Raw genomic sequence first — 15,540 nt, forward strand, 5'->3', positions numbered from 1 at the left:
CTTGATGAACTGTGCCAGCCTGAGCCCGATATCGACAGCTTGTTACCCTGGAATTTTAAAACATAGGTGTAGTTCGCTAGACGCTCACAACCCAGCAACTCAAAACGGTACCGCTATTGCTGATGAATTTAATTCGAAAGTGGTAGGTAAATCGAGCAGCCAATTAAATGCCTATTGGTCAAAACTTGTTTTTACAGGTAAAGGGACACCGCCTGAAAAGTTTGATTCAGATCAAGCTGTCATTGACTTTGTTGCCGCTAATGGTGATTCAATCGGCTATATAGATAGCAGTAAAGCAACTGATAAAGTTAAAGTGATTGCTACCTTTTAATTGCTATTATTAAATTAAAAAAGCCACCTAATCGGTGGTTTTTTTTATAACTTAACTTTAATAACAATTCGCTCAATTAAGTGAAATATTTTGAGGGAGAGAAACGGTGTCGATAGCAAGGCAAATAATTTCTTATTTAGTATTCTAAATAAGAAATTTTAACGCAGCTAGCGTCTGATCTGCCCTCTCAAAATGAATAAGCATTACTGGGAATTGATTTAGCTACATTACTCAACTTTAAATTTAGCCGTGGCATCTAATAGGTTATCTGAAAGGTAATGAAGGTTTTTAGCTACATCCCTCACAGCCGTTAGCGAGTCCATTGTATCTTCAAATGATACGTGCATATTTGTCACGTTTTCTACAACCATAGCAGCAACTGATGTTTGCTCTTCTGTGGCAGCAGCAATTTGTGAGTTCATCCCATTTATTTCTAGCATTTGCTCTGCAATTTTCTCTATAGAAATGCCCGTTTTTTCTGCTGCAGTTGCATTATCTGTAGCCATATCTCTTGCAGTCGTCATTGCAGTAACTGATTCGTTAGCCGCTTCAGTTAAAGTAGTCAACAGCTCTCGAATCTCATTTGTAGAGTGAGCAGTTCGCGATGCAAGCTCTCTAACTTCATCAGCGACAACAGCAAAGCCTCGGCCATGCTCACCAGCACGGGCAGCCTCAATGGCAGCATTAAGTGCAAGTAAATTTGTTTGCTCCGCTATTGATGTAATAACATTTAATATTTGCGACACATTTTTTGTATCGTCTGCTAATTTATTGATAGTTGTAGCAGCGTGATTAATCTCATCACTTAACGTACGAGAAGCGGTTACTGATGTTTGTACTTGAGTTCTACTTTGCTCAACTTCTTTCTCTGCCGTTTGCGCTGCATGAGAAGCACTTGCAGCTGATTGAGAGATATCTCCTACACTCTGTTTCATCTCTTCCATTGATTGCTTTACAATCTCAGCATCAGTGGTTTGTTTAGTCGTTGCACGCTCCGCTTGTTCCATCCCCTGCACTAAACGAGTAGAGTTTTCCATTAACGGTTCGCAAACCGCGATAATTTCTAACACCGTTTTTTTCAATATGCCAATAAAAGAGTTGAAGTTTATAGATACTTGGCCTATTTCATCTTCAGAGTTAACTGTCAATTTAGTGCTTAGCGAGCCTTTACCGCTTGCTAATAAGCTTAAATTATTTGCCGCATCACTTGCCGAAGAAGCAATTCGCTTAGCTATCCAAATAGCCATAAAGAGTAATAAAATAAGCGATACAATAGAAACAGCTAACATTAACGTAAGGGCGTAATCAGAACGGTCCTTTGTGCTTGCAACAAGTTCAAAAAAGCGATCGTCAGCTTTGACTTGTGCTGCCTTAAACTTTTCTAGGACATCGGTATAAAGCGCTGTTTTCCTCTGTGCTTGTTGTTGAATTTTACTAAAATCTGCTGTTCCATTTACCATGCCATTTGCGATAGTCGCTGATATTTTTTCGTAATTTGCGAGCTGCTCTTTAGTGTCACTGTGAATGTAAGAGGCATTTATTTTTTCTATCGCAATAATATTCAACTCAAGTTGCTTGTATGTGTCAGATGCTTTCTCGACTAAATCTTGCTCACCAAATGTTACGGCTTGGGTGTAAAGTTCGTCCAGCTTCTCTAAAATGCCAACATTAGCAGATGTTAACTTAACAACTTTGTAGGATGATTTTTCCATTTCATCAAGTGCAATTCTATTATCATTCATAGCAAAATAGTTGATCAGAACAATCACTAAAAATGCAACGACAGCAATACTCGTAATCGCATGTATTTTTTTACTTATGCTGAGATTTTGAAAAGTGAAGCCTGAAGCCATTGTGAATACCTTATTTTATTGTCTAAATCTATTATCGGCTTATTACTCATAAGTGTTAACTAAATTTGTAAAATTTCTAGTTTTTTTTACAAACAATTCAAAATTCTACATAACTAATTGCCCTTTAAAAAAAGAAAGTACAAATAACATTCAATCTAAATCGCAGGCACAAAAAAACCAGTAACATTTCTGTTACTGGTTTCTAAATTTGGTGCGGATGGGGGGACTTGAACCCCCACGCCCTAAAGCACCACCCCCTCAAGGTGGCGTGTCTACCAATTCCACCACATCCGCATTTTTAAGCTTTCGCTTTTTTGTTAAACATATGATTTATTTGAGTAGTATAAATCGTTTAACGATAGCATTACGCTAAATTAGTTCGGTACGTCAGAGCTTTGCTCTTTCGTAGATGTTACCGGAACATCTTCTTCAACAGGAACTACAGTTTCTACTGCAGGAGCTGCTTCTAGGTTTTCCCACTCGTCAGTCTTTTTAATTTGACCTGCAGTTAGGTTACCTAGCACAATGCTTAAAACAAAAAATACTGTTGCTAAGCTTGTGGTTGTTTTTGTCATAAAGTTACCAGCACCAGACGAACCAAAAACCGTGCCTGAAGCACCAGCACCAAATGAAGAACCCATATCTGCGCCTTTACCTTGTTGAATTAAAACCATTCCAACTAGAGCTAGAGCCACAACTAAATAAACTACTAATAAAATTTCGTACATCTTATACAGTCCCTTTTGCACTGTTACAGATTGCAGAAAAAGATTCCGCTTTTAGACTTGCGCCGCCAATTAAGCCGCCATCTATATCTGTTTGTGCAAATAATAATTCGCTATTTTTTTCATTAACGCTACCACCATATAAGATGGAAAGCCCTTGTGCTAAAGTGCTATCAAGTGCAGCAATTTTATCACGGATAAATTTATGAACAGTTTGTGCCTGCTCTGGCGATGCAGTCTTACCTGTGCCTATGGCCCAAACGGGCTCGTATGCTATCACAGAATCTTTCAGTGCTGCTACACCTAATTTTTCAATTACTGCATCAATTTGTGCAGCAACGACTTGTTCGGTTTGACCGTTTTCTTGCTCACTTTCACTTTCGCCAACACATAAAATTGGTGTTAACCCAACTTCTTGTGCTCTAGCAAACTTTTCAGCGACAGTTTCATTACTTTCGTTATAAATACTGCGGCGTTCAGAATGACCAACGAGTACGTAAGTTGCACCTAAATCTTTTAGAAGCTGTCCGTCTACTTCTCCGGTAAACGCACCAGGTGTATTTTCAGAAACAGTTTGAGCGCCTGTAGAAACACCACTAGCTATCATCGCTGGTACAAGTGGGAATGGAGGAAATAAAACAATGTCCATCTCTTGTGATTTTACATCGTTAATAGCATCAGACATTTGTTTAACTAGCTCTAACGAACCATTCATTTTCCAGTTGCCTGCGACCATCGCCTTGCGTATTGCCATTTTCCACTCCACATTAGAAAGCGGGCGAGATATTAACTTTTCTCGCCCAAAGTTACAAGAGGTTATTGTTATTAATCAGTCTGTTTGCTCATAGATTCTACAACAGCTGCAATTTTTTGAGCGCTGTCTATTACAATTTTTTCTTGCTCGGCTTCAACCATAACACGAACAACAGGTTCTGTGCCTGATTTGCGCAGTAAAACTCGGCCTTTGTCGCCTAAAGCAAGCTCAACTTCTGCTACAGCTGAAAGTACCTCTGGCGCTTTTGTCGGATCTGTTCCAGCGGTATAGCGCACGTTAATCATTTTCATTGGATATTTAGTAAAACCAGCACCCAAATCTTGTAGTGTACGGTTTTGTGCAACCATAGCTGCAAGTACTTGCAAACTTGATATAATGCCATCACCCGTGCTAATTAAATCTAAATTTAATACATGGCCTGAGCTTTCACCGCCAATTTTCCAGCCTTTTTGCTGTAGTAATTCCATTACATAGCGGTCACCCACTTTACTGCGAGCAAACTCGATACCTTTTGCTTTTAAAGCATTTTCAAGACCCATGTTAGACATTACAGTGCCAACTACACCTCCACCCAACATATCATCTTCGGCAGCTTGGCAAGCAATAATATAAACTAAATCGTCACCATCAAATACACGACCATTATGATCAACCATCATTACACGATCGCCATCCCCATCGTATGCAATACCTACGTCAGCTTTAAATTCAAGCACTTTGCGTTTAAGGGTATCTACATGAGTAGCGCCACATTCATGATTTATATTAACGCCATTAGGCTCGCATGCATGTGTTATAACTTCAGCGCCAAGTTCGCGCATGACAGAAGGAGCTATATGGTATGTAGCGCCATTTGCGCAATCGACAACAATTTTAAGCCCTTCTAAAGATAACCCTTGGGGGAACTGGCTCTTACAAAACTCTATATAACGGCCGTCTGCACTAACTAAACGCGAAGCTTTACCTAGTTTATCTGAAGCAACACATGTCATTTGCTCATCAAGCATCGCTTCAATTTGAAGCTCTACTTCATCGTCAAGCTTTAGACCCTGCCCATTGAAAAACTTAATACCGTTATCGTAATAAGGGTTATGTGAGGCACTAATTACTATACCTGCCTCTGCACGAAATGTTTGCGCTAAATACGCAACTGCAGGTGTCGGCATTGGACCCAGTAATACAACATCAATACCAGCGGCAATTAAACCAGCCTCAAGTGCAGTTTCAAGCATGTAGCCAGAAATACGCGTATCTTTACCTATAATGACTTTTTTAGTACCACTTTGAGATAATACGCGCCCTGCAGCCCAACCCAACTTCATTGCAAACTCAGGGTTAATAGGTGGCGTTCCTACTAGACCACGTACGCCATCAGTACCAAAATATTTTCTTTCTTTCATTATGCAATTCCTTTCTCGCAGGCTTGATATACACCAAGTACGTCTGCGGTTTCTTTAACGTCATGTACACGAATAATTTTTGCGCCATTTTGCGCCGCGATTAACGCACCCGCTAAGCTGCCCGCTAATCGCTCATTTGTTTCTCTATTTAATAGATTACCTATCATCGACTTACGAGATAATCCGGCCAATAATGGCAAACCTAACTTGTTAAAATCATCAAACTTAGCCAATATTTGATAGTTATGGCTAAGTGTTTTTCCAAATCCAAAACCAGGGTCTAGAATAAGTCGCTCAAACTTAATCCCTGCTGTTTCACATGCTTTAATACGTTCACTAAAAAACATATTTATATCTGCAAACAGATTGTCGTAATGAGGTGCGCACTGCATGCTGCGGGGTTGCCCTTGCATATGCATTAAACAAATTGCTACATCTTCATACTGCGCAACCGTTTCTAAGGCGTTTATTTCTTGTAGAGCTCTTACATCATTGACTATATCTGCCCCAGCGAGTATTGCTTGCTCCATTACTTGTGCTTTACTGGTATCAATTGAAATAACGCAATCACTGTACTCACGTATCGCTTTAATAGCAGGAATTACTCGGGCTAGTTCATCTTTCAAACTCACATCTGGCGCGCCGGGGCGGGTAGACTCTCCCCCAATGTCTAAAATTTGCGCACCATCCCCTAACAATTGCATTGCGCGCTTTAGCGCTATTTTGGGGTCTAAAAACTGCCCGCCGTCAGAAAATGAGTCTGGCGTTACATTCAATATTCCCATAATAACAGGCTTTTCAATATTGAGCGTACGTCCTCTGGGAAGCTTTAATATATTAGTCATTGCCAACCTTTATTCTTTTTCTAAATAGCTGATACAAAAAAGCCCCGAAATTCGGGGCTTTCACTAACTATTTTAACGATTATTCAGCTTTATCATCAAGGTTTGTTTCATCTTTTTTCGATGAATCATCCGCTTTTTGACTTTCATCAAGCACTGGCTCTTGAGGTTCTTGCTCTTTTACCGGCTTAGCTTCATGGCGGTCATGAGCATCGCGCGGCTCACGCACTGGTTGGCGCGCCATTAAATCATCAATTTGCTTAGCGTCGATTGTTTCGTATTTCATTAACGCGTCTTTCATTGAGTGAAGAATATCAATATTTTCTTTTAATATTTCTTCTGCTCTTTGGTAGTTACGATCTGAAAACAAGCGTACTTCAGCATCAATTATTTTAGCAGTATCATCCGACATACTAGATGCACGGCTTCCGCCACCACCCATATACATCTCGTTTTGATCTTCAGCGTAAAGCAATGGACCTAGCTTTTCACTTAAACCCCAATGTGTAACCATTTTACGTGCAATATCAGTTGCGCGCTCAATATCGTTACTTGCACCCGTTGTTACTTTGTCAGCACCATAAATAAGCGCTTCAGCAATACGGCCACCATAAAGGCTTGAAATCATTGATTCTAAAAGTTCTTTTGAATGACTAACACGGTCTTGTTCAGGCAAGTACATTGTTACACCTAGCGCACGGCCACGTGGAATAATAGATACTTTGTAAACTGGATCATGTTCAGGAACCATACGGCCCACAATTGCGTGGCCTGCTTCGTGATATGCTGTCATTTCTTTTTCTTGCTCGCTCATCACCATGGTTTTGCGCTCTGCGCCCATCATGATTTTATCTTTAGCAGCGTCAAATTCAGCCATACTTACAACACGTTTATTACCACGTGCAGCATAAAGTGCAGCTTCGTTTACTAAGTTCGCTAAATCAGCGCCAGAAAAACCAGGTGTTCCACGTGCTATAAGAGCCGCTTCTACGTTATCGCCTAATGGCACTTTACGCATGTGTACTTTAAGTATTTGCTCACGACCACGTATATCAGGTAAACCTACTTCTACTTGACGGTCAAAACGACCTGGACGAAGTAATGCAGGGTCTAGAACATCTGGTCGGTTAGTTGCCGCAATAACGATAATACCTTCGTTACCACCAAAACCATCCATTTCTACTAGCATTTGGTTGAGTGTTTGCTCACGTTCATCGTTACCGCCGCCCATACCTGCGCCACGTTTACGACCAACCGCATCAATCTCATCTATAAAGATAATACAAGGTGCCGCTTTTTTAGCTTGTTCAAACATATCACGTACACGTGACGCACCAACACCGACAAACATTTCAACAAAATCTGAACCAGAAATTGTAAAAAACGGTACTTTCGCTTCACCCGCAACAGCCTTTGCAAGTAACGTTTTACCAGTACCAGGAGGACCAACCATTAGTACGCCCTTAGGAATACTACCGCCAAGCTTTTGAAACTTAGAAGGGTCACGTAAAAAGTCTACCAATTCGGTAACATCTTCTTTCGCTTCATCACAACCAGCAACATCTGCAAACGTGGTTTTAATTTGATCTTCGCTCATTAAACGGGCTTTACTCTTACCAAATGACATAGCGCCTTTACCGCCACCGCCTTGCATTTGACGCATGAAGAATATCCATACACCTATAAGCAGTATCATCGGGAACCAAGAAATAAATATACTTGCTAAGAATGATTGTTCTTCAGGTTGTACACCCTTCACATTTACATCATTTTTAAGTAAATCATTTATTAAGTCTTCATCGTACATTGGCATCGTTGTTTGAAAACGCTCACCACTGCTCTTAGTACCAGTAATATTTCCTGTACCGCGGTCGATAATAACTTCTTGTAAAGAGCCACTGCGGACATCTTTAACAAATTGAGTGTAACTTGTTTGACGATCAACTTGCTCGCCACCATTAAAGCTCTGAAAGACTGACATCAGCACAACTGCAATCACCAGCCATAGTATTAAATTTTTCGCCATATCGCTCAAGGGGTTAACCTCTTGTATCCAATTAATTTAAATTCAACTAAACGCCAAGCAACTGTACTACAGTTTGTATCCAGTCGCTACTATATATACTTCCCGAGAACGGGCACGTGAGGCATCAGGTTTGCGTATTTTCACTGCTTTAAAACTATTACGTACATCTTGCAAGTATTGATCAAAGCCTTCACCTTGGAAAACCTTAACAATAAATGCGCCATTTTTCTTTAGTACTTGACTACACATATCCAGCGCAAGTTCTACCAAATACATACTACCCGCTTGATCTACTGAGTTATTACCACTCATATTTGGTGCCATGTCAGAGAGTACCACATCAACATTTTTACCATCAATACGTTTTAGCAACGCATTTAACACAGCTTCTTCACGAAAGTCACCTTGTAAAAAGTCAACACCCGCAAGTGAGTCCATAGGTAATATGTCACAGGCAATTACTTGACCTTTGTCACCTACTTTTTCTGCCAAATACTGTGACCAGCTTCCTGGAGCTGCTCCTAAATCAACAACGGTCATACCAGGGCGAAGTAACTTATCTCTATTTTGTACTTCATCTAATTTAAAAACCGCTCGTGAACGCCAGCCTTTTTTTTGCGCTTCTTGAACATATTTATCATCAAAATGTTCTTTCAGCCATCGCTGTGAACTGGCTGACTGTTTTTTATTTGTCATAAATTAACACGCAACTAATTAGTAATATTCTCTAGATGGCGTTAGAATACCCTTAATTCAAGCCATATTCAGCAAAATTTGTATAAACATGACATTATCAAACAAACAAAAGCAGTTTTTAAAAGGTCAGGCACATAGCCTCAAGCCTGTAGTTTTACTAGGTTCTAACGGTTTAACCGAAGGCGTAGTAGTCGAAATTCAAAGTGCATTAGAAATTCACGAATTAATCAAAGTTAAAGTTCCAACTGATGATCGTGAAACAAAAGCACTTATTTTTGAAGCAATCGTACGTGAAACTGGTGCGACTAAGCTACAAACGATAGGTCACACTATTGTGCTTTATCGTCAAAGTGTTGAGAAAAAAATACATTTACCACGTAACTAATTAATCCTATTTAAAGGATTTAGTACGTTTAAATTAAAAAACCAGCTTAATGCTGGTTTTTTGTTATATAACACTTTTTAATTTAAAAGCTCATTGTATGGTGCGTTACATCATAATCAGTGCCATTACTTCTGGGCTTATTATGCAATATAAAATACTGAGTAAATTGTGTCTCACTCATAGCTGGCACTTTTTCATTGGAGAGTAGTTCAGCCAGTTGCGGCGTCGTATTACTGTGCCCAATAACAACAACTACACCCTTTAGTTTGAGTAACTCATTTTTTAAATCACCTAGCTCACCTGCGTTATACACATTTAATTTGGTATTAAAATGTGCCTGCAAAGGTGCGGCTGTCTGCAACGTGCGTTTATAGTTGCTGCTAAAAAGATGTATATTTTGATGTTCTTTAAACAAAGTAACTAAATTATTTGCACGTGCCTTCCCCTCTTCTGAGAGCGCTGGGTTTTTCCCCGTTAACTTTTCGCTATGACGAAACAAATATACCTCGTCAGGTGCGGCAAATGCCAAACTACAATTAAATGACAAGGCTAAAAAAGTGATTGCTAATATTATTTTATTCATATTTTTTTACCTCGTTTGTATTCTAATAGCCTGTCGATAAATTCAGTTGTTAATTCATTTATTACGCCGGTTTCAGCATTAACGATTAAACTAAAACCAACATTTAAGTGGGGAAACACAACCACATCGCTTCTATATCCTTGCACCCAGCCACTATGATAGTAAAGCGTTTCATCAGCGTAATTATAAACCCGCCAACCTAGTCCGTAATAAGCCTCATTAAGGTGTTTTTTCCACACCCTGCGATGCATTTCTTTTTTTGTATGTGTATAAGGACGCGTTTGCTTTGCTAGAGTATCCAATGACAAAACATCTGGGTATTGCCCTAGCTGGGCTTTTAACCAAATGGCCATGTCATTTGCGCTTGCGTTTACACCCGCTGCAGGTCCCACTTTATAATAATTTTTTTTAAGCTTAGCGCTATACCAACGTTTTGTACCGCGCACGTGTGGTAATGCGTAATTTTCATCCTGAACCATAGATTCAAAACCTAAGCTGGCATCACTCATTTTTAAAGGCGCAAAAATAGTTTCCCGTAACCACTGCGCGTAACTTTTACCACTGCTTTGTAATATCACATTACCTATAAGGCTAAACATAACATTTTGATAACCGTAACATTCGCCTGGTTTGCAAATAGGTTTAACACTAAGTAATTTTTCAACAATACTGGGGTAATCCATACGAGACTCTATCAAATTATCGTACGCATTAGGCACTAACCCACTTGCATGACTTAGAAGGTGAAATACCTTTAAATCATCTTGATAAACAGTCCCTTTGAACTCAGTTATGTAATCGCTAACAGCTTTATCTAATTTAAGTAAACCCTCATTGGCTAATTTAGCTGATAACGAGCCTGCAAATGTTTTAGAAACAGACGCGAGCCTAAACCGGGTATGCTTATTTACTTTTTGTCCATTTCGGGTTTTAGTTACACCCATGGTGTGGATGTAGTCTGAGTTGTTTGTACTTACAATCGAAAGTGCAGCGCCTGGTATACCTTTATTTTTCAGTTTTTTTTGCGCATAACGGCCGTACTTTTTTACAAATGCATCCCAATCAGGATCTGCTTTTGCTGCAAAACTCACAGAGCTAAACAACAAACACAAAGCAGGTAGGCTATACAATAAAGATTTGAGATACTTCATTTTTATAAATTTTATCTTTTTAACTACATCTATGTAGATAATATCATGAAGTTTTGTTTGGACTAACGTACAATACGACGATTATTTGGTTTTTAGTGAGTGTTTAGTACTTATGCGTTTTTTAGTTGTGTCACTTTTTGTTATATTATCAACTGGTTGTACTCTTACAAAGCAGCCGGCCGAGCCACTGGCTATGCCATTAAAGCCAACATTAAAAAGTCAGACCTACCAGCTTGAGTACACCACAGAACACTCATCCCCAAAAGTTAAATCCGTTCAACTTCCTGCACATAAGGTAGTTAGAAACCAAACAGTAAAAATTATTACCGATAAGGCAAGTGTAACCGATAAACTTTTATCGCAAATTAGCCAAGCACTTAACGATAAACAGCTAAAAGTAACCACTAAAAATAACAGCGACTACACACTAACTATTCAGCAACTTGATTTAACTTTCACTGACGATGTTAAGTACGCAATAAAGCAACCTGAGAACCCTTTTACATTATATTCAGATATTGCTCAGCAATACCCAACTCAGGAATGTGCTGCAATATTTGCACAAGTAAGTATGCGCCTCACACACAAAGCATCGGGTGATGTTGTTTGGTTTGCTAAATCTTCTATTGATAGTGCAAGTTTTCATCGTGAGCCACTAGTTTATAGTTTCACCGAAGAGCAAAAAATAACTAATGAGCTTGAGGTTGTCGCTTTTGTCCATCAGCAAAATACTGATGAAGCCCGCATGGAAAGACTTGGAAAAGACATTCAAATTCCTCAGTACAAAACGTTGTCAAAGTTATCTAGCCTTGCCAAGCTTAGTGGTCCATGTAACAGAACAGAAGTAAGCGCATTAACGCCTATGATGCAGTTTTACTTAAGCAGTATATTAATCGATAAAATTAAAGTTCAGTAAATTAGGGTCTGTTGATCTTTACGAATTAAAATTTGTTCAAACTAGGGGCTATTTAATCGCGGCGCTAGGTTTGTAACCTAGTGGGCTCGATAACTGCTCCTGCGTTATTCTAATGGCTTACATCCATGTAAGAATAAGTAAAAACCGAGCAACAAAGCGTAAATAGCCCTTAGGAAAAACACTTTGGGCAGCGCCTGTTTGGCATTAATGCTACGTTATCGCCCATTTATGGGGAATAGCCACACTGCATAGGCTCTGCCTTGCCTAAATACCAAACAGGCTGCTGAAAATTTAACCTTGAAAGTTCAACAGACCTAACACTTACTACATTTTTTTACAGATTAAAGGAACGAATTAACAATATACTACGCTTAATAACAAATAATAATTAGGCCCCATAGGGATGAAAAACACTTTGCTTAACCATACTTTAGTTAGCATAACATTGCTTTTTTGCTTTATTTTTAGCACCACAAGTATGGCAAGTAATCGCTATTATGCAGACAATACGTTAGAACCAACCCAAGGCTTTGCGTGGGATTGGAGTGCAGGTGCAGGCTTTTATATTGAAGATTCTTACCTAATCGGTATCGAATCTTACGATAAAGGCGTTGAGCTTGATTTAAGTCTTGCTGTTTCTTACGATAAATTTTATCTTGATTTTGATCACAATCAACTCAGCGGTGGTCTTGTAATTGGTTACAGCCTTATAGATAAATTTGATTGGGGCTTAGATATACTTGGCACAAATACTCAAGCTGGGTTTGACGAAAAAGGCCTCGGGTTTTATAACCACGGTGTTATAAAAGAACTCCAAGGTATTAAAAAACGTAATTACGATTTTGATGTTGGTCTTAGGCTCTCGCGCCGATTTGAAAACTCACAATTCTCCTTTGAATACCTTCATGACATATCTGGTGCCCATAATGGCTGGGTTATAAATAGCTTTTTTAGCCACATTTTGCCATGGCGAAACTGGGAGTTTAGGTCTGGTGTTGGTTTAAGCGCCTACTCTGCTGACTTTACCAATTATTACTTTGGCATTGATAGCGATGAAGCCACCAGCCTTCGCCCGATTTATACCAGCAATGCCAGTACTAGTATTATCTTTGAGTTCCATGCTGAATATCCAATAAGCCAAGATTGGGTGTTTTTATCCGGTTGGCTTACTACATGGTTTTCAAAAGAAATTGACGACAGCCCAATTATTTCCCAAGGATATCAACATAAAGCCAAGGTAGGCCTACGTTATGTATTTTAGATGGATCTGGGTATTACTGATCTTTCCCAGTACCTTTACTGTTAAAGCGCAGGACCCCCCTGAAGCACTCATAGCACTACCCGACACTTGTGTTGCACTGCGCGAAGGGCGTAATTGCTATGCCGATGTCACACTTACGTGGGAGCAACCTATCATTGGCAATTACTGCCTACGCGATGCAACTTCAAAGTACATTATGCAATGTTGGCTAAAGCAACAAAGTGGTACTTTTAATTATGCTTTTGACTCACAGCAAAGCATTTCATTTGAACTATTTGATAGCAATACATCCAAAGTCATCAGTACAGCAGAAGTAAAACTACAATGGGTTTATCAAAACAGACAAAAAAAACGCCGCTGGCGACTATTTTAATACCAATCGCATTAGGGATATTTTATGGATAACTACGGCACTATTTTACTTGTTGAAGACGATGCATCACTAGCGCAATGGGTTGCTGAATATTTAACAGAGCAAGGCTATACAACGCATGTTTGTCATCGTGGTGACGAAGTTGTTAGCCAGGTCAAAACGTTAAACCCAAATATTGTGCTCCTTGATATTATGCTCCCGGGGCAAGATGGTATCAGCGTATGTAGAGAGCTTCGTAGCTTTTATAATTCGCCTATTATAATGCTCACCGCACGCGATGAAGAGATGGATGAAGTTATTGGTTTAGAAGTTGGCGCAAGCGACTACATAATGAAACCGGTGCGTCCGCGTGCATTACTAGCGCGAATAAAAGCAGCACTGCGTCAAAACAATGAGCCAAATAAGCCACAGGTTAGCCAAAGCGTTATTCAAGTTGGTGCACTTAGTATTAATACCGAATCTAGAAATGTGACCCTTAACGAGCAAGATATAAACATATCAAGCGCCGAATATCTATTATTACACTACCTTGCAAGCAATGCAGGTCAAGTTGTCTCACGCGATGCCGTATTTAAAGCGACGAAAGGTAGAGAGTACGACGGGCTTGATAGAAGTGTTGATGTACTTATTTCTGCACTTCGTAAAAAATTTAATGATGATCCACAAAACCCCGAAAAAATTAAAACTATTTGGGGCCGTGGATATTTACTTGTTTCTACCGCGTGGTAATAGAGCGATGAATAAATAAATGAAAAAGTTTTATATATCGCTTCTAGGCAGTGCACTTTTATCTATTGTGGTATTGGGCTGGCTTATTGATGCTTTTAGTCAACAAGCGCATACCCCACAAGATGAATTTAGTCAGCAAAGTAAAATGATCATGGGTTTTAATAAGCAGTTAGCTAACATACCTACATCTGAGCGCAGCGATTATGTAAAACAACTAGCCCGAGAGTTTGATGTTTTAATTGACTACAAGCCAAATGAGTCACTCGCTTTACCACCTTCTTTATTATTACAAATGCACACGCCAGGTGGGCTGATTTTAGAAGATCAGCAAGGCTTTTATATGCTTTATAGTAGCGACGTTTTAAATCCTTTTCACTTATCAATGCGCTTAGATAAAATTTTTGATAGCGAGCAGCATAACGACATTATATTAACTCTACTATTTTACGCAGGCCTATGTGTATTTATGGGGTTTATTATCGCGCCCTTAGCTAAACGGCTAACTGTCTTAAATGAAGCCGCTAAAAAGTTTGCCTCTGGTAATGTTCATGCCCGAATAAAGGTATCGCACTTTACCTATATAAAAGATGTAGAACTTACTTTTAACCGCATGGCTAGCCAAATAGAGAAACTTGTCGCCGAAAACAAACTAATGGCCTCAAGCTTGTCTCACGACATACGCACTCCTATCGCGTGCCTGCGATTTGGTTTAGATGCGGCATTAGATAGCCATGATGAGCAAAAAGTAAAACAGTATTTAACCCGTATGGAAAACGATTTAGATCATATGGAATCGATGCTTAGTAGCTATTTAGCATTTGCTACTTTAGAGCAAAACGCGAATAAACTAACCTATTCATCAACCAATATTAAATCCTACCTTGAAGATATTTTAGTTCAACTTGCACCAAAACTTGAAATGCAAATGCTCAACGTACAACTCAATAGTACAGATAAAATAATAAATGCAGATCTTCACTGGCTGGCCCGTGCAATTACTAACTTATTAACTAACGCATGTGATTTTGCAAACCAACATATTTACCTCAGTGCAAAGTTACACGAGCAACAGCTTATAATAACGGTAGAAGATGACGGCCCAGGTATCGCACAAGAGAACTTTAGTAATGTATTTAGCCCATTTTTTAGAGAGGAAGATCACCGTAACAGAGCCGATAAGAGTTATGGCCTTGGCCTAGCCATTGTTACCAAGGTAGCTGATTGGCATCATGGCAGCGTTAAAGTAAGTAAAAGCACCCAGTTAGGGGGGGCGTGCTTTACTCTCACTATTGCACAGCACCATAATCCGTAAAGCAATAGTTACAGACTGTAATTAACAATTATTAAACAAAATCAACTCGTTATTTTAAACGACTTAATAACAACAATTAAAATCGATGGTTATAACGTAAGCGTCTAGCGAACCACACCTAGCATCGATGTTCTGATTATCTAAAAATACCTGCTCAATGATAAATTCGGAGCAGGTGATGA

At 39.3% G+C, this 15,540-nt stretch carries 15 protein-coding genes, 1 tRNA gene and 1 pseudogene; 7 read left to right on the forward strand and 10 right to left on the reverse strand.

Annotated features, from left to right (window positions below; genetic code table 11):
* Positions 1-331 (forward strand): annotated as a pseudogene (locus GQR47_RS19505) (hypothetical protein); the annotation flags it as partial.
* 227 nt (positions 332-558) lie between these two features.
* On the opposite strand, the gene GQR47_RS19510 reads toward GQR47_RS19505, so the two are convergent.
* From GQR47_RS19510 to rlmE, 8 genes are all read right to left on the reverse strand, one after another.
* A complete protein-coding gene (locus GQR47_RS19510) occupies positions 559-2,184 on the reverse strand; it encodes a methyl-accepting chemotaxis protein (RefSeq protein ID WP_165724376.1) in 1,626 nt (541 codons plus the stop codon).
* A gap of 209 nt (positions 2,185-2,393) precedes the next feature.
* Positions 2,394-2,478 (reverse strand) — tRNA-Leu (locus tag GQR47_RS19515).
* 80 nt (positions 2,479-2,558) lie between these two features.
* Positions 2,559-2,912, reverse strand: a complete 354-nt coding sequence (gene secG / locus GQR47_RS19520) for a preprotein translocase subunit SecG (RefSeq protein WP_002962769.1) — start codon at positions 2,910-2,912, stop codon at positions 2,559-2,561.
* Between the two features lies 1 nt (position 2,913).
* Positions 2,914-3,663 (reverse strand): triose-phosphate isomerase, encoded by a 750-nt coding sequence (tpiA, locus tag GQR47_RS19525; RefSeq protein ID WP_002962767.1) that lies wholly within the window; start codon positions 3,661-3,663, stop codon positions 2,914-2,916.
* A 71-nt stretch (positions 3,664-3,734) separates the two neighbouring features.
* Positions 3,735-5,084: a phosphoglucosamine mutase gene (gene glmM, locus GQR47_RS19530; protein WP_002962765.1), complete on the reverse strand. Its 1,350-nt coding sequence runs from the start codon at positions 5,082-5,084 to the stop codon at positions 3,735-3,737.
* Positions 5,084-5,929, reverse strand: a complete 846-nt coding sequence (gene folP, locus GQR47_RS19535) for a dihydropteroate synthase (protein ID WP_154903580.1) — start codon at positions 5,927-5,929, stop codon at positions 5,084-5,086. Before folP ends, glmM begins: the two co-directional genes overlap by 1 nt.
* A gap of 79 nt (positions 5,930-6,008) precedes the next feature.
* A complete protein-coding gene (gene ftsH, locus GQR47_RS19540; protein ID WP_033013425.1) occupies positions 6,009-7,952 on the reverse strand; it encodes an ATP-dependent zinc metalloprotease FtsH in 1,944 nt (647 codons plus the stop codon).
* A gap of 66 nt (positions 7,953-8,018) precedes the next feature.
* Complete coding sequence (rlmE, locus tag GQR47_RS19545; protein ID WP_002963155.1) at positions 8,019-8,648, reverse strand: 23S rRNA (uridine(2552)-2'-O)-methyltransferase RlmE; 630 nt, start codon at positions 8,646-8,648, stop codon at positions 8,019-8,021.
* 88 nt (positions 8,649-8,736) lie between these two features.
* Between rlmE and yhbY the strand changes: the two genes are divergently transcribed.
* Positions 8,737-9,033 (forward strand): ribosome assembly RNA-binding protein YhbY, encoded by a 297-nt coding sequence (gene yhbY / locus GQR47_RS19550; protein WP_002963153.1) that lies wholly within the window; start codon positions 8,737-8,739, stop codon positions 9,031-9,033.
* Between the two features lie 82 nt (positions 9,034-9,115).
* Here yhbY and GQR47_RS19555 read toward each other — a convergent pair whose 3' ends face one another.
* Positions 9,116-9,616 (reverse strand): histidine phosphatase family protein, encoded by a 501-nt coding sequence (locus GQR47_RS19555; RefSeq protein ID WP_002963152.1) that lies wholly within the window; start codon positions 9,614-9,616, stop codon positions 9,116-9,118.
* Positions 9,613-10,767 (reverse strand): serine hydrolase domain-containing protein, encoded by a 1,155-nt coding sequence (locus GQR47_RS19560; RefSeq protein ID WP_024597089.1) that lies wholly within the window; start codon positions 10,765-10,767, stop codon positions 9,613-9,615. Before GQR47_RS19560 ends, GQR47_RS19555 begins: the two co-directional genes overlap by 4 nt.
* A 112-nt stretch (positions 10,768-10,879) precedes the next feature.
* On the opposite strand from GQR47_RS19560, the gene GQR47_RS19565 reads away from it, so the two are divergent.
* From GQR47_RS19565 to GQR47_RS19585, 5 genes are all read left to right on the forward strand, one after another.
* Positions 10,880-11,683, forward strand: a complete 804-nt coding sequence (locus GQR47_RS19565; protein ID WP_002963149.1) for a hypothetical protein — start codon at positions 10,880-10,882, stop codon at positions 11,681-11,683.
* 478 nt (positions 11,684-12,161) lie between these two features.
* Positions 12,162-12,944 (forward strand): MipA/OmpV family protein, encoded by a 783-nt coding sequence (locus tag GQR47_RS19570; RefSeq protein ID WP_004335751.1) that lies wholly within the window; start codon positions 12,162-12,164, stop codon positions 12,942-12,944.
* Positions 12,934-13,317 carry a DUF3019 domain-containing protein gene (locus tag GQR47_RS19575; RefSeq protein ID WP_024597091.1) on the forward strand — a complete coding sequence of 128 codons (384 nt, stop codon included), beginning with the start codon at positions 12,934-12,936 and terminating at the stop codon, positions 13,315-13,317. The genes GQR47_RS19570 and GQR47_RS19575 overlap by 11 nt, the downstream gene beginning before the upstream one ends.
* A gap of 24 nt (positions 13,318-13,341) precedes the next feature.
* Complete coding sequence (locus GQR47_RS19580; RefSeq protein WP_024597092.1) at positions 13,342-14,046, forward strand: response regulator transcription factor; 705 nt, start codon at positions 13,342-13,344, stop codon at positions 14,044-14,046.
* A gap of 19 nt (positions 14,047-14,065) precedes the next feature.
* The gene (locus GQR47_RS19585; RefSeq protein WP_024597093.1) at positions 14,066-15,358 is read left to right on the forward strand and encodes an ATP-binding protein; all 1,293 of its coding nucleotides are present in this window, start codon (positions 14,066-14,068) and stop codon (positions 15,356-15,358) included.
* Positions 15,359-15,540 lie beyond the last annotated feature (182 nt).

This window comes from Pseudoalteromonas sp. Z1A2, from assembly GCF_011378755.1.
GTDB classification, from domain to species: Bacteria; Pseudomonadota; Gammaproteobacteria; order Enterobacterales; family Alteromonadaceae; genus Pseudoalteromonas; species Pseudoalteromonas distincta.

Coding starts and splice junctions, on each gene's coding strand:
- GQR47_RS19510 (WP_165724376.1), bottom strand. CDS start 2,184: ATGGCTTCAGGCTTCACTTTTCAAAATCTCAGCATAAGTAAAAAAATA.
- secG (WP_002962769.1), bottom strand. CDS start 2,912: ATGTACGAAATTTTATTAGTAGTTTATTTAGTTGTGGCTCTAGCTCTA.
- tpiA (WP_002962767.1), bottom strand. CDS start 3,663: ATGGCAATACGCAAGGCGATGGTCGCAGGCAACTGGAAAATGAATGGT.
- glmM (WP_002962765.1), bottom strand. CDS start 5,084: ATGAAAGAAAGAAAATATTTTGGTACTGATGGCGTACGTGGTCTAGTA.
- folP (WP_154903580.1), bottom strand. CDS start 5,929: ATGACTAATATATTAAAGCTTCCCAGAGGACGTACGCTCAATATTGAA.
- ftsH (WP_033013425.1), bottom strand. CDS start 7,952: ATGGCGAAAAATTTAATACTATGGCTGGTGATTGCAGTTGTGCTGATG.
- rlmE (WP_002963155.1), bottom strand. CDS start 8,648: ATGACAAATAAAAAACAGTCAGCCAGTTCACAGCGATGGCTGAAAGAA.
- yhbY (WP_002963153.1), top strand. CDS start 8,737: ATGACATTATCAAACAAACAAAAGCAGTTTTTAAAAGGTCAGGCACAT.
- GQR47_RS19555 (WP_002963152.1), bottom strand. CDS start 9,616: ATGAATAAAATAATATTAGCAATCACTTTTTTAGCCTTGTCATTTAAT.
- GQR47_RS19560 (WP_024597089.1), bottom strand. CDS start 10,767: ATGAAGTATCTCAAATCTTTATTGTATAGCCTACCTGCTTTGTGTTTG.
- GQR47_RS19565 (WP_002963149.1), top strand. CDS start 10,880: ATGCGTTTTTTAGTTGTGTCACTTTTTGTTATATTATCAACTGGTTGT.
- GQR47_RS19570 (WP_004335751.1), top strand. CDS start 12,162: ATGGCAAGTAATCGCTATTATGCAGACAATACGTTAGAACCAACCCAA.
- GQR47_RS19575 (WP_024597091.1), top strand. CDS start 12,934: ATGTATTTTAGATGGATCTGGGTATTACTGATCTTTCCCAGTACCTTT.
- GQR47_RS19580 (WP_024597092.1), top strand. CDS start 13,342: ATGGATAACTACGGCACTATTTTACTTGTTGAAGACGATGCATCACTA.
- GQR47_RS19585 (WP_024597093.1), top strand. CDS start 14,066: ATGAAAAAGTTTTATATATCGCTTCTAGGCAGTGCACTTTTATCTATT.